Source organism: Herbaspirillum sp. NPDC087042 (assembly GCF_044745245.1).
Taxonomy (GTDB): Bacteria; Pseudomonadota; Gammaproteobacteria; order Burkholderiales; family Burkholderiaceae_D; genus Herbaspirillum.
In genome coordinates this window covers 165,543-183,431 of sequence record NZ_JBIUZW010000003.1, presented here as the reverse complement: position 1 = coordinate 183,431, position 17,889 = coordinate 165,543, and the positions used below count along the sequence as shown (strand labels likewise).

General features: G+C 64.4%; 11 protein-coding genes. 4 read left to right on the top strand and 7 right to left on the bottom strand.

All coding sequences use genetic code 11. The annotated features are described in order from the left end of the window. Positions 1-9 precede the first annotated feature (9 nt). The 4 genes from xdhB to ACIPHN_RS06510 all read right to left on the bottom strand — a co-directional run bounded on the left by xdhB (position 10) and on the right by ACIPHN_RS06510 (position 7,131). Positions 10-2,379, bottom strand: coding sequence for a xanthine dehydrogenase molybdopterin binding subunit (xdhB, locus tag ACIPHN_RS06525; protein ID WP_400434420.1), 2,370 nt, complete (start codon positions 2,377-2,379; stop codon positions 10-12). A gap of 32 nt (positions 2,380-2,411) precedes the next feature. Then, positions 2,412-3,896 (bottom strand): xanthine dehydrogenase small subunit, encoded by a 1,485-nt coding sequence (gene xdhA / locus ACIPHN_RS06520; protein ID WP_400434417.1) that lies wholly within the window; start codon positions 3,894-3,896, stop codon positions 2,412-2,414. 316 nt (positions 3,897-4,212) lie between these two features. Further along, positions 4,213-5,514, bottom strand: coding sequence for an NCS2 family permease (locus ACIPHN_RS06515; protein ID WP_400434414.1), 1,302 nt, complete (start codon positions 5,512-5,514; stop codon positions 4,213-4,215). Between the two features lie 699 nt (positions 5,515-6,213). Beyond that, complete coding sequence (locus ACIPHN_RS06510; RefSeq protein ID WP_400434411.1) at positions 6,214-7,131, bottom strand: LysR substrate-binding domain-containing protein; 918 nt, start codon at positions 7,129-7,131, stop codon at positions 6,214-6,216. Between the two features lie 157 nt (positions 7,132-7,288). On the opposite strand from ACIPHN_RS06510, the gene gcl reads away from it, so the two are divergent. From gcl to pyk, 4 genes are all read left to right on the top strand, one after another. Further along, a complete protein-coding gene (gcl, locus tag ACIPHN_RS06505; RefSeq protein WP_400434408.1) occupies positions 7,289-9,064 on the top strand; it encodes a glyoxylate carboligase in 1,776 nt (591 codons plus the stop codon). Positions 9,065-9,075: 11 nt separating this feature from the next. Continuing rightward, the gene (gene hyi / locus ACIPHN_RS06500) at positions 9,076-9,861 is read left to right on the top strand and encodes a hydroxypyruvate isomerase (protein WP_400434405.1); all 786 of its coding nucleotides are present in this window, start codon (positions 9,076-9,078) and stop codon (positions 9,859-9,861) included. A gap of 45 nt (positions 9,862-9,906) precedes the next feature. Beyond that, positions 9,907-10,794, top strand: a complete 888-nt coding sequence (gene glxR, locus ACIPHN_RS06495; protein WP_400434402.1) for a 2-hydroxy-3-oxopropionate reductase — start codon at positions 9,907-9,909, stop codon at positions 10,792-10,794. A gap of 195 nt (positions 10,795-10,989) precedes the next feature. Continuing rightward, a complete protein-coding gene (gene pyk, locus ACIPHN_RS06490; RefSeq protein WP_400434399.1) occupies positions 10,990-12,408 on the top strand; it encodes a pyruvate kinase in 1,419 nt (472 codons plus the stop codon). A 61-nt stretch (positions 12,409-12,469) separates the two neighbouring features. Here pyk and ACIPHN_RS06485 read toward each other — a convergent pair whose 3' ends face one another. From ACIPHN_RS06485 to ACIPHN_RS06475, 3 genes are all read right to left on the bottom strand, one after another. Next, a complete protein-coding gene (locus ACIPHN_RS06485; protein ID WP_400434396.1) occupies positions 12,470-14,026 on the bottom strand; it encodes a methyl-accepting chemotaxis protein in 1,557 nt (518 codons plus the stop codon). Positions 14,027-14,050: 24 nt separating this feature from the next. After that, on the bottom strand, positions 14,051-15,457 hold the full coding sequence (locus tag ACIPHN_RS06480) for an 8-oxoguanine deaminase (protein ID WP_400434393.1): 1,407 nt from the start codon (positions 15,455-15,457) through the stop codon (positions 14,051-14,053). A 578-nt stretch (positions 15,458-16,035) separates the two neighbouring features. Further along, the gene (locus ACIPHN_RS06475) at positions 16,036-17,799 is read right to left on the bottom strand and encodes an allantoate amidohydrolase (protein WP_400434391.1); all 1,764 of its coding nucleotides are present in this window, start codon (positions 17,797-17,799) and stop codon (positions 16,036-16,038) included. Positions 17,800-17,889 lie beyond the last annotated feature (90 nt).

Here is a 17,889-nt window from a genome sequence, read left to right as displayed (position 1 = left end):
CTGACTGGCTTACTGCGGCAGGCTGGCCGCACGGACAGCCTCGACCGCATCGAGGATGGCCTCGCTGGTGGCCGGGGCGCGCAGCGGCGGATTGACGCGATGTTCGCCCACCGCCGAGACCGCGTCGCGAATGGCCAGGAACACCGAGAACGGCAGCAGCAGCGGCGGCTCGCCCACCGCCTTGGAGCGGTGGATGGTGTCGGACACATTGCTGTTCTGGTACAGCTCGGTGCGGAAGGCCTGCGGGCAATCGGAGATGGCCGGGATCTTGTAGGTCGAGGGGGCATGCGTCATCAGCTTGCCATCCTTGTTCCACCACAGTTCCTCGGTCGTCAGCCAGCCCATGCCCTGGATGAAGCCGCCCTCGACCTGGCCCACATCAAGCGCCGGATTGAGGCTTTCGCCGGCGTCATAGAGCAGGTCGGCCTGCAGCAGCTTCCATTCGCCGGTGAGGGTATCGATCACCACCTCCGACACCGCTGCCGCATAGGCGTAGTAGAAGAAGGGATGGCCATGCATGCGCTTGGCATCCCAGTGCACCTTGGGCGTGGAATAGAAACCGTCGGACCACAATTGCACCCGTTGCAGGTAAGCCTGCATCACCAGTTCGGCAAAGGGCAGCGACTGCTCGCCCGCCATCACCAAGCCATCGGCGAAGCGCACCTCGGACTCGGCCACGCCGAAACGCTTGGCCGCCACCTGCGCCAGGCGCGCACGGATCTGCAGGGCGGCGTCCTGGGCGGCCTTGCCGTTGAGGTCGCTCCCGGTGGAGGCCGCGGTGGCCGAGGTATTGGCGACCTTGCTGGTGTCGGTGGCGGTGCAGCGCACCTGCTCCAGCGGCACGCCCAGCGCATGGGCCACCACCTGCGCCACCTTGGTGTTCAAGCCCTGGCCCATCTCGGTGCCACCGTGATTGACCAGCACCGAGCCATCGGTATAGACGTGTACCAGCGAACCGGCCTGGTTCAGGTGCGGTACGTTGAAGGAAATGCCGAACTTCACCGGTGTCAGCGCCAGGCCCTTCTTGAGCACCGTATTGGCGGCATTGAAGTCGGCCACGGCCAGGCGGCGCTCCTGGTAGCGGCTGGTGCGTTCGAGCTGGTCGACCAGGCCGTGGATGACATTGTCCTCGACCTTCTGGCCGTAGTGGGTGACGTTGCGGGCGTCCGGTCCCTCGGCATCGCTGGGGCCGTAGAAGTTGTTGCGACGGACCTCCAGCGCATCGCGGCCCAGGTTGCGGGCGATCTCGTCCATGATGTATTCGATCGCCAGCGCACCCTGCGGTCCGCCAAAGCCACGGAAGGCGGTGTTGGATTGGGTGTTGGTCTTGCCGCACATGGCGTGGATTTCCACGTCCGACAGATAGTAGGCATTGTCGAAGTGGCAGACCGCGCGCGTGGCCACCGGACCCGAGAGGTCGGCCGAGAAGCCGGCGCGCGAGATCATGTCGATCTTCGCGGCCAGGATGCGGCCGCTGTCGTCGTAGCCGATTTCGTAGTCATAGGCGAAGCAGTGGCGCTTGCCGGTGACCATCATGTCGTCGTCGCGGTCGGCACGCAGCTTGATCGGACGCCGCAGACGCGCCGCCGCCACCGCTGCCGCGCAGGCCCACAGGGCCGACTGCGATTCCTTGCCGCCGAAGCCGCCACCCATGCGACGGCATTCCACCAGCACATCGTGCGAGGCCACGTTGAGCACGTGGGCGATGTGGTGCTGCATCTCGCTGGGGTGCTGGGTCGAGCAATAGACGTGCATGCCACGGCCTTCCTTGGGGATGGCGTAGGAAATCTGTCCTTCCAGGTAGAACTGCTCCTGCCCGCCCACATCGAATTGGCCGCGCAGCTTGTGCGGCGCCAGCGCCAGGGCGACGGCCGGCTCGCCGCGGCTCAGGTGCATCGGCGGCAGCACATAGGATTGCGCCGCATGGGCGGCGCGCGGGGTCAGGATGGGGGCCAGCTCTTCATAGTCGACCACGGCCAGGCGTGCGGCACGGCGGGCGTGGTCGTGGCTGTCGGCCACCACCACGAACATCGGCTGGCCCACATACTGCACCAGGCCATCGGCCAGTACCGGATCGTCATGGATGATGGCGCCACATTCATTCTCACCGGGAATGTCAGCGGCCGTGAAGACGGCGACTACCCCAGGCGCAGCCTTGACCCGGCTCAGGTCCATGCCGCGCACGCATGCGTGGGCCTTCTGCGACAAGCCCAGTGCGGCGTGCAGCGTGCCCTGCAGTTCGACGATGTCGTCGGTATAGGTGGCCTCGCCGGTCACGTGCAGCAATGCCGATTCATGCGGATGCGGCTTGCCCACGGTAGCCCAGTCCTTGGGCGGCTGCACCAGGGTGGAGAGGAATTGTTCGGTGTGCTTGTTCATTGCAATCTCCTGCGGATTCTGTCGATGGGCTGTCAGGCTGCGCTGACCGCGAAGGCGCGCACATCCTGGCGCGCCAGCGGGGCGTCGCTGCGGGTTTCCAGCCAGTAGCGATAGAGCAGGTTCTGCGCGGTGCGCAGGCGATAGGCGGCGCTGGCGCGCATGTCCGACAGCGGCGCGTAATCCTGCGCCAGCGCGGCCATGGCCACACGCACCTGCGCCTCGCTCCAGTCACCACCCTGCAGCAGGGCCTCGGCCTGGGCAGCGCGCTTGGGCGTGGCCGCCATGCCACCGAAGGCGATGCGGGCCTCGGCGATGGTGTCGCCCTCCATGCGCAGGGCGAAGGCGGCACACACCGCCGAGATATCCTGGTCGAAGCGCTTGGAGAGCTTGTAGACCCGGAAACGCACATCGGCGCGCGGCAGCGGGATGCGCACCGCCTGCACCACTTCATTGGGCAGCAGCGCCGACTTCTGGTAGGCCAGGTAGAAATCCTCCAGCGGCATGACGCGCTGGCCATCGACACCGTACAGCACGATCTGCGTGCCCAGCGCGATCAGCCAGGGCATGGAGTCGCCGATGGGCGAGCCATTGGCCACATTGCCACCCAGGGTGCCGGCATTGCGCACCGGCATGGAGGCGAAGCGCTGCCACAGCTCCGACAGTTCTTCGGGATAGTGACGGGCGGCTTCGCCATAGGCCTGTTCCAGCGTGACGCCGGCACCGATTTCCAGGCTGCCGTCCTGCACCGTCATCGTGCGCAGTTCCTCGACGCGGCCGAGGTAGATGATGTCGCCCAGCTCGCGCATCTGCTTGGTCACCCACAGGCCCACATCGGTGGAGCCAGCCAGGATGCGTGCCTTGGGCAGGTCATTGCGCAACTGCGCCAGTTGCGCCAGCGTGCGCGGGGCGTGGAAGGTCTGGCCGGCATGCGTGACTGACAGCGGGGTGTCGCGGTCGATGGCGCGCAAGGCGGCCTTGACCTGCTCGCGGTCGAACTCCACGGCCGGCAGCTCACCCATGCGGCGCGCCGCCTCCACGATGGGACGATAGCCGGTGCAGCGGCACAGGTTGCCGGAGAGGGTGTCGTCGATCTCGCGCTGGCTGGGCGTGATGCCATCACGCTCATGCTTGAGGTACAGACCCCACAGCGACATCACGAAGCCCGGCGTGCAGAAGCCGCACTGCGAGCCATGGCATTCGACCATGGCCTGCTGCACCGGATGCAGGCAGCCATCGGATTGTTTCAGGTCTTCCACGGTGAACAGCGCCCGGCCGTCCAGGGTGGGTAGGAACTGGATGCAGGAATTGACCGTTTTCAATTCCAGCTGGTCGCCGCGCAATTCGCCGACGACCACGGTGCAGGCACCACAATCGCCCTCGGCACAGCCTTCCTTGGTGCCGGTGCAATGCAGGTCTTCGCGCAGGTGCTGCAAGACGGTGCGGGTGTTCGATTGGCCTGCTACTTCGTGGGTCTGGCCGCGATAGTAGAACTGGATGGGGCGATTGGTCTCTGACATAGCTTTACTCTGGTGATTGTCTACAAAACAGTCTGCTTTATGGCGCGCTCCAGGGCGTATCGTGGGGCGTGCTTCTTATTATTGGATCTGCTTTCAGGCGGGCCGCACGCGTGGTGCGCCGGGTCGCCTGTGGTGTCTCCCTTGGCCAGAAAGGCATTCAAGAAACGTGCCGGGGTTGTCAAAAGAGGAAACGGATTGTCCGCAAATGATTGTCGCAGACGATTGTCGGGTTCCCTCTTTTCACAATCCCGACGAGGCGGCCTCGTGGACAGGCCGCCTGGTCGGTGACTTCTACTGCTGCTGTTGCCTTGCCGGCTTATTCACCGCCCAGGTACATCAGCTTGAACAGGAAGATGGCGGCGATGATCCAGATTACCACCGACACGTCCTTGACGCGACCGGTCAGCAGCTTCAGGCCCGCATAGCTGATGAAGCCCAGCGCCAGACCGTTGGCGATCGAGTAGGTGAAGGGCATGACCAGGGCGGTGATCACGGCCGGCACGCACTCGGTGGTGTCGTCCCAGTTGATGTGCACCAGTTCGCGCAGCATCAGGCAGGCCACGAAGAACAGCGCCGGGGCGGTGGCGTAGGCCGGTACCACGCCGGCCAGCGGGGCGATGAACAGGCACAGCAGGAACAGCACGGCAATGGCCACGGCGGTGAGGCCAGTGCGGCCGCCTGCCTGCACGCCGGCGGCACTTTCAATATAGGCCGTGGTGGAGGAGGTGCCCAGCAGGGAGCCGGCGACGATGGCGGTGCTGTCGGCCATCAGGGCCTTGTTCAGGCGTGCCATCTTGCCTTCCTTCATCAGGCCGGCGCGGGTGGCCACACCCATCAGGGTGCCGGTGGCGTCGAACAGTTCCACCAGGAAGAACACCAGCACCACGTTGAGCAGGCCCATGGAGATAGCGCCCTTGATGTCCAGTTGCAGGAAGGTCGGTGCAATCGAGGGCGGGGCGGCGAAGATGCCGGAGAAGTGGTTGCCGCCGAAGATGAAGGACAGCACCGTGACCAGCAGGATGCCGATCAGCAGGGCGCCGCGTACCTTCAGGCGGTCCAGGGCGACGATGACCAGGAAGCCGATGATGGCCATCACCGGGGCCGGCTGGTGCAGGTCACCCAGGGTCACGAAGGTGGCGGGGTTGGCGGCGACGATGCCGGCGCTCTTCAAGGAAATGATCGCCAGGAACAGGCCGATGCCGGCCGGGATGGCCGTGCGCAGCGAGGATGGGATGCTCTTGATGATCACTTCGCGGATGCGCAGCACGCTCACCACCAGGAACAGGCAGCCCGAGATCAGCACCGCGCCCAGCGCAGCCTGCCAGGGGAAGCCCATGCCCTTGACGACGGCGTAGGCGAAGTAGGCGTTCAGGCCCATGCCGGGGGCCAGGCCAATCGGGTAGTTGGCGTACAGGCCCATGATCAGGGTGCCGACCGCGGCGGCGACGCAGGTGGCGACGAAGACCGAGTCCTTGGGCATGCCGGCGTCGCCCAGGATGCTGGGGTTGACGAAGATGATGTAGGCCATCGTCAGGAAGGTGGTCAGGCCGGCTAGCAGTTCCGTGCGGACGGTCGTGCCGTTCTCTTCCAGTCGGAAGAATTGGTTCAGGGCGTTCATTGTGGGTTGTCTCCGTTTGGTCCGTTTTTATACGCCGGAAAACTTGCCTGCGACCAAGCCTGGGGCTGGGTCAGACAAAAAATGGGCGTTGCTGGTGGCGTTGTTTTGGCAGCGTTCGTAATGTCGTTCAATTTCATGGTGGGGATGTATGGGTGTTGGCATAGCCATTATTAACCAGGCGGTATATCGGGTGGTTTTGCTGTTGTTTCAGTATTGGATCGGTGCTTTGTTGCGGTGCATTGTTGGCGGGATTGTATGGAATCTCTTTCAGGTGCGAGATTTTGCCACTTTTGCTGGAACGTTTCTTTTCTGAGGCGTTTTTTGGGAGATCGGGGAGTCTGCACGGAGTGCTTGTGTGCGCTCTGGCTTAATGCTGATCTCTCTCCGGTCACAGCGGAGCGCCGGGGGCGGCCCGGCAGCCGCTCACTTTTCTTGTCTCGCCAAGAAAAGTAAGCAAAAGAAGGCGACCGCTGCTGCCTCCGCCCTCCTTCGGAGGGTCCCCGCGTCGGTGCCTACCAAGACGGGGAAAATAGATTCGCTTCGCTCAAACTATTTTCCTGATCCGTCTTGGTACGCACCGACGCGGCGGGGCAGAAGCGGACAGGCGGCCGGCTCGCCTTCGGCCTCGCGCTTCCTCTTACTCGCCTTCGGCTTTGCCGGGTCTCTTACTCGCCTTCGGCTTTGGGTCTTTCTTTTTCTTTACAGCTTTCTTTCGCGGTTCCAGTAGTCGGCTTGTGCATAGACTTCCTTCAGGTAGTCGATGAAGAACCTTGTCTTTGCCGGCAAATGCCGCTGCTGTGGGTACACCGCCATGATGTCGTAGTGCGGTAGCGCGTAGTCGTCCAGTACCGTCACCAGCTCTCCCGAGGCCAGCTGGGCCTGGATCTCCCAGGTCGAGCGCCAGGCCAGTCCCAGCCCTTCACTGGCCCAGCGATGCAGCAACTCACCATCGTTGCAGTCCAGGTTGCCTTGTACCTTGACGATCACCGGCTTGCCATTCTGCTGGAAGTACCAGCCGCGCTGTTGGCCTCCCTGCAGGTTGAAGGCCAGGCAGTTGTGCTGCGACAGGTCGTCCAGTGTGCGGGGCAGGCCGTGCCGGTGCAGGTATTCGGGGGCGGCGCAGACCACGCGGCGGTTGCTGGCCAGGCGTACGGCGACGAAGCTGGGTTCGATGGCGCCGCCGATGCGGATGCCCAGGTCGTAGCCTTCCCGGACCAGGTCTACCACGCGGTCGGTCAGGTTGAAGGAGATCTGTACCTCGGGATGCGCGGCCAGGAAGGCCGGGGCGTGCGGGGCGACATGCAGCCGTCCGTACGCGGCCGGGGTCGAGACGACCAGGTGGCCGGTGGCCTTGTGGCGACCTTCGGCAATGCTCTTCTCGGCCACGTCCATCTGCTCCAGCAACTTGCGGCAGTGGTCCAGGAATACGCTGCCTTGCTCGGTCAGCGTCAGGTGCCGGGTGGTCCGGTGCATCAGCTTGGTGCCTAGCCGCTTTTCCAGCGCGTCAATGCGGCGTCCCATCATCACCGGGGTCACGTTCTCTTCCAGGGCGGCGGCGGCCAGGCTGCCTTTGTCGACGACCGTCACAAAGGCTTCAATTTGTTTGAGTTTGTCCATCAATCTCCCCAATTCAGTACTTTTTCTATATTTCCATACTTTGGATAAGTAATAAACAGATTTTATTGCTACTTATCATTCTGATTTGTAATGACTAGGATGGCCTCCAGAGATCAGAGATCAACATCCACCACAACGGACATCCTGGAGAACGAACATGGCAAAGATGAGAGCAGTCGACGCGGCAGTGCTGGTATTGGAGAAGGAGGGCTGCCTGCAGGCCTTCGGTGTGCCGGGCGCGGCGATCAATCCCTTCTATTCGGCCATGAAGCGCCATGGCGGCATCCAGCATATCCTGGCGCGTCACGTCGAGGGCGCTTCCCACATGGCGGAGGGGTATACCCGCGCCAAGGCCGGCAATATCGGGGTGTGCATCGGCACGTCCGGTCCGGCGGGGACCGATATGATCACCGGCCTCTATTCGGCCCAGGCCGATTCCATCCCTATCCTGTGCATCACCGGCCAGGCGCCGCGTGCCCGCCTCTACAAGGAGGATTTCCAGGCCGTCGATATCGAGTCCATCGCCAAGCCGGTCACCAAGTGGGCCGTCACCGTGCGTGAGCCGGCGCTGGTGCCGCGCGTGTTCCAGCAGGCTTTCCACCTGATGCGCTCGGGTCGTCCGGGGCCGGTGCTGATCGACCTGCCTTTCGATGTGCAGATGGCCGAGATCGATTTCGATCCCGATACCTACTCGCCGCTGCCGGTCTATCGGCCCTCCGCGACCCGCGCCCAGATCGAGAAGGCCATGGAGATGCTCAACGCCTCCGAACGTCCGCTGCTGACCATCGGCGGGGGCGTGGTCAATGCCGATGCGGCGGCGCTGGCGGTGGAGTTCGCCGAGCTGACCGGGGTGCCGGTGATCCCCACCCTCATGGCCTGGGGTGCCATTCCCGATGACCATCCGCAGATGGCCGGCATGGTCGGCCTGCAGACCAGCCATCGCTATGGCAATGCCACGATGCTGGCCTCGGACTTCGTGCTCGGTGTGGGCAACCGCTGGGCCAATCGCCATACCGGTTCCATCGATGTCTTTACCAAGGGCCGCAAGTTCGTCCACGTCGATATCGAGCCGACCCAGATCGGCCGCGTCTTCGGCCCCGACTATGGCATCGTCAGCGATGCCGGCGCGGCGCTGAAGCTGTTCGTCGAGGTGGCGCGCGAGCTCAAGGCGGCGGGCCGCCTACCGGACCGTTCGGCCTGGCTGGCCGAGTGCCAGCAGCGCAAGAAGACCCTGCAGCGCCGTACCCATTTCGATGAGACGCCGGTCAAGCCGCAGCGTGTCTACGAGGAGATGAACCGCGCCTTCGGTCGCGATACCTGCTACGTCGCCACCATCGGCCTGTCGCAGATCGCCGCCGCGCAATTCCTGCATGTCTACAAGGACCGCCACTGGATCAATTGCGGCCAGGCCGGTCCGCTGGGCTGGACCATCCCCGCCGCGCTGGGCGTGGTGGCGGCCGATCCGAATAAGAAGGTGGTGGCCATCTCGGGCGACTACGACTTCCAGTTCATGATCGAGGAGCTGGCCGTGGGGGCGCAGTTCAACCTGCCTTACCTGCATGTGCTGGTCAACAACTCCTACCTGGGCCTGATCCGCCAGGCGCAGCGCGGCTTCGAGATGGATTACTGCGTGCAGCTGGCCTTCGAGAACATCAATGCCCCCGAGCTCAAGGGCTATGGCGTGGACCACGTGGCCGTCATCGAGGGGCTGGGTTGCAAGGCCATCCGCGTGACCGACCCCAACGGTATCCAGGATGCACTGGCCCAGGCGCAGCGCTGGATGGCCGAGTACCGCGTGCCGGTGGTGGTGGAGATCATCCTGGAGCGCGTTACCAACATCGCCATGGGCACCGAGATCGATGCCATCAATGAATTCGAGGAACTGGCCAAGAGCGCCGCCGACGCGCCGACCGCCATCAGCCTGCTGGACTAAGAGGAGACACCATGACCAAACTTGCCGCCAATCTCACCATGCTATTCACCGAACAGCCTTTCCTGGATCGCTTCAAGGCTGCGGCCGATGCCGGTTTCAAGGGCGTGGAATTCCTGTTCCCGTATGCCTTCACGCCGGAGCAGATCGCCGACCAGCTACGCACCCATCGCCTGCAACTGGTGTTGCACAACCTGCCGGCTGGCAACTGGGAGGCGGGTGAGCGGGGCATTGCCTGCCATCCGGACCGGGTGGCCGAGTTCCGCGCCGGTGTCGATGAGGCGATTCGCTATGCCAGGGCACTGGAAGTGCCGCAACTGAACTGCCTGGTCGGCATCCTGCCGCCGGGTGTCTCGCGCGAAGCCGCCCGCGAGGTACTGGTGGGCAATCTCAAGTATGCCGCCGGCAAGCTCAAGGAGCAGGGCATCCGCCTGTTGATCGAGCCGATCAACAGCTTCGATATCCCGGGCTTCTTCCTCAACACCACACGCCAGGCGGTGGAGCTGATCCTGGCCACGGGCTCGGACAATCTCTTCATCCAGTACGACATCTATCACATGCAGCGCATGGAGGGCGAGCTGGCCAATACGGTCAAGGCCAACTTCTCGCTGATCGGTCACGTGCAACTGGCCGACAACCCGGGACGGGGTGAACCCGGTACCGGCGAGATCAACTACCGCTACCTGTTCGGCTGCCTGGATGACATTGGCTACGCCGGCTGGATCGGTTGCGAATACAAGCCCCGGGCCGGCACCAGTGCCGGCCTGGGCTGGATCGAACAGCACGGCCTGCGGGCCTGAGCCTGGACGGACAACGGATTTTTCATTTTCTTGAGGAGACACAGCATGGCAAAAGTTGGATTCATCGGCCTGGGCATCATGGGTGCGCCCATGGCGGAAAACCTGCAAAAGGGTGGTCACAAGCTCTACCTGCACGACCAGAAGAACCCGCCGGCGGCACTGCTGGAAGGGGGCGCGACGGTGTGCACCTCCGGCACCGAGGTGGCCAAGCGCGCCGACATCATCATCGTGATGGTGCCCGATACGCCGCACGTGCAGGCGGTGCTGTTCGGCGAGAAGGGCGTGGCCGAGGGCCTGTCGGCCGGCAAGATCGTGGTGGACATGAGCTCGATCTCGCCCATCGCCACCAAGGAGTTCGCGCAGAAGATCAATGCCCTGGGCTGCCAGTACCTGGATGCCCCGGTCTCGGGCGGCGAAGTGGGCGCCAAGGCGGCCTCGCTGACCATCATGGTGGGCGGTTCGGAATCGGCCTTCAATGACGTCAAGCCGCTGTTCGAGTTGATGGGCAAGAACATCACCCTGGTCGGTGGCAACGGCGATGGCCAGACCACCAAGGTCGCCAACCAGATCATCGTGGCCCTGAACATCCAGGCTGTGGCCGAGGCGCTGCTGTTTGCCTCCAAGGCCGGTGCCGATCCGGCGCGGGTGCGTCAGGCACTGATGGGCGGCTTTGCCGCCTCGCGCATCCTGGAGGTGCATGGTGAGCGCATGGTCAAGCGCACCTTCAATCCGGGCTTCCGCATCGAGCTGCACCAGAAGGATCTGAACCTGGCCCTGCAGGGCGCCAAGGCACTGGGCATCAGCCTGCCCAATACCGCCGCCGCGCAGGAACTGATGAATGCCTGCGCCGCCCACGGCATGAGCGGCCTGGATCACTCGGCGCTGTGCCGTGCCGTGGAGATCATGTCCAACCACGAGATCGCCAAGGCGTGAGCCGTTGATGCTACCGGCATGAGGTGCGGCCAGGGATGATCATGGCCATGGCGCACCTCATCCCGTTCGGACTGAGTAGCCGCGCATGCGGCGTATCGAAGACGCGCAGACCTCTGAGCGCCTTCGATACGATCCTTCGGATCGACTCAGTCCGAACGGCTTTTTAATGATCCAAATAATTGAAAGAGGATGTTTATGCGCCGCCAACGCCAGGCCAAAATCGTCGCCACCCTCGGCCCCGCCAGTGCCACGCCGGAGATGATCCGCGCCCTCTTCGAGGCAGGGGCCGACGTATTCCGCTTCAATTTCAGTCACGGCAGCCACGCCGACCATCACGCCCGTTACCAGATCGTGCGCCAGGTGGAGCAGGAAGTGGGCCGTCCCATCGCCGTGCTGGCCGACCTGCAGGGCCCCAAGCTGCGCATCGGCCAGTTCGCGCAAGGTCGCGTGAGTGTCGAGGCCGGACAGGTCTTCGTGCTGGATCGCGATCCCACACCCGGTGACGCCCACCGGGTCTGCCTGCCGCATCCGGAACTGTTCGAGGTCATCGGCGCCGGCCAAAGCCTGTTGATCGATGATGGCAAGGTGCGGCTGCAGGTGGACGCCAGCGATGGCGCCAGCATCCGCACCCGCGTGGTCAACAGCGGCGTGCTGTCCGACCGCAAGGGTGTCAATGTGCCTGATGCCGTGCTGCCGATCCCGGCGCTCACCGCCAAGGACCGGCGTGATCTAGACTTCGCCCTGGACATGGGCGCGGACTGGATCGCCCTGTCCTTCGTGCAGCGTCCCGAGGATGTCCTGGAGGCGCGCGCGCTGGTGGCCGGGCGTGCGGCCATCCTCTCCAAGCTGGAAAAGCCGGCGGCGCTGGATCGCCTGGAAGAGATCGTCGAGGTGTCCGACGCCATCATGGTGGCGCGCGGAGACCTCGGTGTGGAACTGCCGCCGGAGCGCGTGCCAGGCACGCAAAAGCGCATCCTGCGCACCTGCCGCCAGCAGGGCAAGCCCATCGTGATCGCTACCCAGATGCTGGAATCGATGATCACCGCACCGGTCCCCACGCGTGCCGAAGTCTCGGACGTGGCCAGCGCCATCTATGACGGTTCGGATGCGGTGATGCTCTCGGCCGAGTCAGCCAACGGCGCCTATCCGCTGCAGGCAGTCGAGATGATGGACCGGGTGATTGCCGAGGTGGAGCGCGACCCGCTGTACCGCAATCTGATGGAAGCCCAGCATCCGGCGCCGCAGCGCAATCGCCCCGACGCCATCTGTTCGGCCCTGCGCGATGTCACCGGCATCCTCGGCGCCAGTGCCACGGTGACCTATACCAGTTCGGGCCATACCAGCCTGCGCGCAGCCCGCGAGCGGCCGGCTGCGCCCATTCTGAGCATCACGCCGCAACTGGGGACGGCCCGCCGGCTGGCGCTGGTGTGGGGCGTGCATTCCACCATCAGCGAGCAGGTGCATGATGAAAGCCAGATGGTCAGTGCCGCCTGCCAGACCGCCTTGCGGGAAGGCTTTGCGCGCAAGGGGGACCAGATCGCCATCACCGCCGGCATGCCCTTCGGGCAGCCGGGCAGTACCAATCTGTTGCGGGTGGCGGAGGTGTGGGGATAGGCCGGATAACCATCATGTCGGCCGGAGAAAGCCGTTCAGCATCATGCTGAACGGCTTTTTTTCATGGATGCGCGGAGGCCAGCTTGAACACGCCCACCGCCTCCTGCAACTGCACCGCCTGATCCCGCATGGCCTGCGCTGCTGCAGCGGCCTGTTCCACCAGGGCGGCATTCTGCTGGGTCGATTCATCCATCTGGGTGATGGCGCGGTTGATTTCTTCCAGGCCCGTGCTCTGCTCCTGGCTGGCCCGGCTGATCTCGGCGATGATGGTATTGACCCGCTGTACGCTGGCCACCACGTCTTCCATGGTGCTGCCGGCCTGCTGTACCAGGGTACTGCCGTTTTCGATCTTTCCCACCGAGTCATGGATCAGGGTCTTGATCTCGCGGGCGGCGCTGGCGCTGCGCTGGGCCAGCGAGCGTACCTCGGAGGCCACCACTGCAAAGCCGCGTCCCTGTTCGCCCGCACGGGCTGCTTCCACGGCGGCATTGAGCGCCAGGATGTTGGTCTGGAAGGCGATGCCGTCGATGACCGCGATGATATCGACGATCTGCCGTGAGGAGGCATTGATGTCGGCCATCGTATCGACCACCTGATGCACCACACTCCCGCCCTGTACCGCAATGCCCGAGGCGGTGCTGGCCAGGTGCGTGGCCTGGCGGGCGTTGTCGGCGTTCTGCCTGACGGTGGAGGTCAGCTCTTCCATGGCCGAGGCGGTTTCTTCCAGGGAGCCGGCCTGCTGCTCGGTGCGGGCCGAGAGGTCCAGGTTGCCGCTGGCGATTTCACCGGCGGCGTGGTGGATGGTATCGGTGCCCTGGCGCACGCGACCGACGATGTTGCGCAGGTTGTCGTTCATCAGCTTCAGGGCCGCCATCAGCTCGCCGGTTTCGTCGCGCGAGCTGACTTCCACCTGCGTGGTGAGGTCACCTTCGGCCACCCGCCGCGCCACACCCACGGCATGGCCGAGCGGGCGCGAGATGCTGTGTGAGACCAGCCAGGCGACTGCTGCCGCCAGCAGCAGGGCGACCACGGCCAGGCCGTTGATGAGGATGCGGGCACTGGCCGAATCCCGGGTGGCGGCCTCGCCGGCCGCATCCATCAGGCCACCCTGATAGTCGAACATGGCATCGAGCGCAATGAAGTACTTGATCTGCACCGGCATGAATTGCTGCGGCAGGTAGGCCCGGGCTTCATCGATGCGACCCGCCATGGCCAGGGCCATGAGCTGGTCGCGCGCGGGGACGTAGGCCTGGCGCGCCGCGATGGTGGCGTCGACATAGCGCCGGTCTTCTTCGGTGCGCGCCACCTGTTGCAGTTTGCTCAGGTACTCGTTCATCTTGCGGTCGGCCGCCGTGGCATCGGCGGCCAGGGCCTTGATGCGCTCGGGGTCGCTGGTGAGCAGGATGTCGCGGATATCCAGGGCGATCTTGTTGACCTGGATCTGGACCGTGTTGGCCATCACCGTCTTGGGATAGCGGTCCTTGACGATGAGACCGATGCCATCGGCCAGCCGTCCCAGTTGCAGGTTGCCCAGTACGGCGATGGCCAGCAGCAGCACCATGACCGCGCCGAAACCCAGCGCCAGGCGGGCGCCGATCTTCATGTCCGAGATACGCATGTTCGACTCCGGGGTGAGGGCGGCTTAGTGGGCGGATGAGTGGGCCGATGAGCGGGCGGCTTCGGCCAGTTGCAGCGACAAGGTGTTGTGACGCTCCAGCACCACCCCCAGGTCGATGGTGGCGAACTGGCCTTCGCGCACGATGACGCGGCCATTGATGATGCTGTAGTCGACGTTGGCCGGGGTACAGAACACCAGTGCGGCCACCGGATCGTGCAGGGCGCCGGCGAAGGCGATCTGGCGCGTGTCGAACATCACCAGGTCGGCCGACATGCCGGGTTTGAGCGCGCCGATGTCGTCACGGTTCAAGACCTTGGCGCCGCCCAGGGTGGCGATTTCCAGGGCCTGGCGCGCGGTCATGGCGTCCGGGCCGAATCCGACCCGCTGCAGCAGCATGGCTTGCCTGACTTCGCCCAGCATGTGGGCGCTGTCGTTGGAGGCGCTGCCATCCACGCCCAGCCCGACCGGCACGCCGGCATCGATCATCTTGCGGATGGGGGCGATGCCGGAGGCCAGTCGCATGTTGGAGCAGGGGCAGTGCGCCACGCCGGTGCCGGTGCGGGCGAAGAGGTCGATGCCGTGCTCGTCCAGCTGCACGCAGTGGGCGTGCCAGACGTCGTGGCCGACCCAGCCGCAGTCCTCGGCGTACTGGGCCGGGGTCATGTTGAACTTCTCGCGGCTGTAGGCGATGTCGTTGACGTTCTCGGCCAGGTGGGTGTGCAGCGAGACGCCGTAGTGTCGCGCCAGGCCGGCGGCTTCGCGCATCAGGTCGCGTGAGACCGAGAAGGGCGAGCAGGGCGCGACCACGATGCGTTGCATGGCGTGGCGCTCGGGGTCGTGGTAGGTCTCGATGAGGCGCTGGCTGTCCTTGAGGATGGCGTCTTCTTCTTCGACCACGCGGTCTGGGGGCAGGCCGCCTTTGGACTGGCCTACGCTCATGGCGCCGCGTGCGCCGTGGAAGCGCATGCCTATCGTGGCGGCGGCTTCCAGGCTGTCGTCCAGGCGGGTCTGGTTGGGGTAGATGTAGAGGTGGTCGCTGCTGGTGGTGCAGCCGGAGAGGATCAGCTCGGCCATCGCGGTGAGCGTGGAGACCTGGATCATCTCCGGGGTCAGGCCGGCCCAGATCGGGTACAGGTTGGTGAGCCAGTTGAATAGTTCGCCATCCTGCGCGGCGGGGATGACGCGGGTCAGGCTCTGGTACATGTGGTGGTGTGTGTTGACCAGGCCGGGGATGACGATGTGGTGGCGGGCGTCGATGATCTCGTCGGCTTCTTGCGGGAGGTCGGTGCTCTTGCCTACCTGTTCGATGACGTTGTCTCGGATGTAGATCGCGCCTTCGGTAATCTCTTCTCTTGCTTCGTTCATCGTGACCAGGACGCGGGCGTTCCTGATCAGCAGGGTCTTGCTGCTTGCGGCTTTGCTGGCTTGCATGGGTGGGACTCCTTCTTGGCTTCCTTGTTTCGGGTGGGTTGGCTTGCGGGTCGACGCAGGTGACAGGGGGGAGTCCCTTTCTTGCCCTATTAACGCTGCGGCGGGTGTTGTTGCTCGGCGGTTTTTTGTTTCTCGATTGGTTGAGGCTTCTTGGGCTATTTGCACGGAATGTCATCCTGCGCTCTAGCTTAATGCTGATCTCTCTCCGGTCGGGAGGACGCGCCGGGGGCGGCCCGGCAGCCGCTCACTTTTCTTGTCTCGCCAAGAAAAGTAAGCAAAAGAAGGCGACCGCTGCTGCCTCCGCCCTCCTTCGGAGGGTGCCCGCGTTGATGCTGCAAAAAATGGGGAAAATAGATTCGCTTCGCTCAAACTATTTTCCTGATCCATTTTTTGCAGCACCAACGCGGCGGGGCAGAAGCGGACTGCCTGTCCGGCTCGCCTTCGGCCTCGCGTGGGCTCCAACTCGCCTTCGGCTTTGTTGGGCCTTCCTTTGCCTTTTCTTTTCTCACTCCCGTTCGGACTGAGTAGCGGCAGCGCCGCGTATCGAAGGCGCGACTGCCTCTAAATCATATAAAAAATTAGTCCTTGGCCTTGAAGCTGCGCAGGAAGTCCAGCAGGATCTGTCCCGATACCTCCGCATCATCGGCCGTCATCGTCTCCAGTGGGTTGTGGCTGATGCCGCCATTGCCGCAGCGGGTGAACAACATGCACACATCCGTCATTCGGGTGATCGCCATGGCGTCATGTCCTGCGCCCGAGGCCAGTTCGAAGGGCTTCACACCGGCGCGTTCGGTGGCGGCGCTCAGCTGCTGCATCAGCCAGGGGGCGCACGGTGCGGCGGGGGCGGAGAGGGTCTCTTCGAGCTTGGCGTCAATGCTGCGCCTGGCGCAGATCTCTTCGATCTTGCCCAGGATGTCCTTTACCGCGGCTTCGCGGATGTCGTCGCGGGCGGCGCGGATGTCCAGCGAGAGCTGGCAGGCGCCTGGGATGACGTTGGTCGAGCCGCGCGGTACCTGCAGCTGGCCTACCGTGCCCACCAGCGCGGCGTGCTGGTCTTGCGCGCAGCGCTGTTCGACGTAGAGGATGATCTCGGCGGCGGCGGCGGCGGCGTCTCGGCGCATGTCCATGGGTGTGGTGCCGGCGTGGCTGGCGACTCCCTTGAGTTCGACCAGGTAGCGCGAGCTGCCGGCAATCGAGGTGACGATGCCTACCGGCAGGTCGCGGTTGAGCAAGACCGGGCCTTGTTCGATGTGGACTTCCACATAGCCCAGGATGTCGGCCGGGTCGCGGGCGATCTGCGGGATGGCGGCGACATCGTGACCGGCTTGGGTGATGACATCGCGCATGCTGATGCCGTCGCGGTCTTGCAGGTCCAGCAGCTTTGGGTCGAAGTGGCCGGTGACGGCGTTGCTGCCCAGGAAGGTGCTCTTGAATCGGACGCCTTCTTCTTCCGAGAAACCAATCACTTCAAAGTGGAAGGGCAGGGTCTCGCCGCGTTCGTTGAGGTGCTTCACCACGGCGATGGGCAGCAGGATGCCTTCGCGGCCGTCATATTTGCCGCCGTTGCGCACCGTGTCGTAGTGCGAGCCGGTCAACAGCGTCCTGGCTTGCGGGTCGGTGGAGAGGTAGCGGCCGACCACGTTGCCGACCGCGTCGATGTGCACGTGCATGCCGGCTTCGCGCATCCAGTGCGCGATCTGGTCGGCGGTGCGGCGGTGGGTCTCGGTGAGGTAGGTGCAGGTGAGAGCGCCTTCGTCTTCGGAGAGGGCGCCGATCTCTTCGGCCCATTGCATGACGGTGGCGCCCAGCGCGGGGCGGTGGCCGACCAGGTCGTTCAGGCGCATCTCGGCAATGCGGCCGATCTGGCGCAGCGCTTCGCGCAGTTCGTCTTCGACCTGGTTGCGCAGGCGGCGGGTGAAGGTGGCGATGATCTGCTGGCGCGTGAGGCCGGCGCCGGTCGGGCCTTTCACGGCCAGGATGAAGGGGAAGCCGAACCTGGCGTTGTAGTCGCCGTTGAGCTGTTGCAGGCGGGCGAATTCCTCCGGGCTGCACAGGTTCAGGCCGGCACGGGCTTGCTCGCCGGTGGATTCGATGGTCAGTTCGCCGGCGATGGCGGCTTTTCCGGCCAGTTCCGGGTGGGCACGGATGAGGCCCAGCTGCTCGGCGCGGCTGGCCTCGGTGACGACCTTCTGCAGGGCCAGCTTCAGGGCCGTGAGATTGCGGAAGGGGCGCAGCAGCGCGGCTCGTTCCGGGATCCAGGGCGAGTGCTCGTAGATGCCGTGCAGCGCGGCGATGAAGGCGGAGGCTTCTGCTCCGTTCAATTGTTCCAGTGTCGTCGTCATGTGCTTGCCGGGCGGTGCGGCCGCCAGCGTCCTCGGTTGTTCGTCGATGATTCTGTGGGTCGGCGCGCGCCTGATCTGAAAATCAGGATT

Coding starts and splice junctions, on each gene's coding strand:
- xdhB (WP_400434420.1), bottom strand. CDS start 2,379: ATGAACAAGCACACCGAACAATTCCTCTCCACCCTGGTGCAGCCGCCC.
- xdhA (WP_400434417.1), bottom strand. CDS start 3,896: ATGTCAGAGACCAATCGCCCCATCCAGTTCTACTATCGCGGCCAGACC.
- ACIPHN_RS06515 (WP_400434414.1), bottom strand. CDS start 5,514: ATGAACGCCCTGAACCAATTCTTCCGACTGGAAGAGAACGGCACGACC.
- ACIPHN_RS06510 (WP_400434411.1), bottom strand. CDS start 7,131: ATGGACAAACTCAAACAAATTGAAGCCTTTGTGACGGTCGTCGACAAA.
- gcl (WP_400434408.1), top strand. CDS start 7,289: ATGGCAAAGATGAGAGCAGTCGACGCGGCAGTGCTGGTATTGGAGAAG.
- hyi (WP_400434405.1), top strand. CDS start 9,076: ATGACCAAACTTGCCGCCAATCTCACCATGCTATTCACCGAACAGCCT.
- glxR (WP_400434402.1), top strand. CDS start 9,907: ATGGCAAAAGTTGGATTCATCGGCCTGGGCATCATGGGTGCGCCCATG.
- pyk (WP_400434399.1), top strand. CDS start 10,990: ATGCGCCGCCAACGCCAGGCCAAAATCGTCGCCACCCTCGGCCCCGCC.
- ACIPHN_RS06485 (WP_400434396.1), bottom strand. CDS start 14,026: ATGCGTATCTCGGACATGAAGATCGGCGCCCGCCTGGCGCTGGGTTTC.
- ACIPHN_RS06480 (WP_400434393.1), bottom strand. CDS start 15,457: ATGCAAGCCAGCAAAGCCGCAAGCAGCAAGACCCTGCTGATCAGGAAC.
- ACIPHN_RS06475 (WP_400434391.1), bottom strand. CDS start 17,799: ATGACGACGACACTGGAACAATTGAACGGAGCAGAAGCCTCCGCCTTC.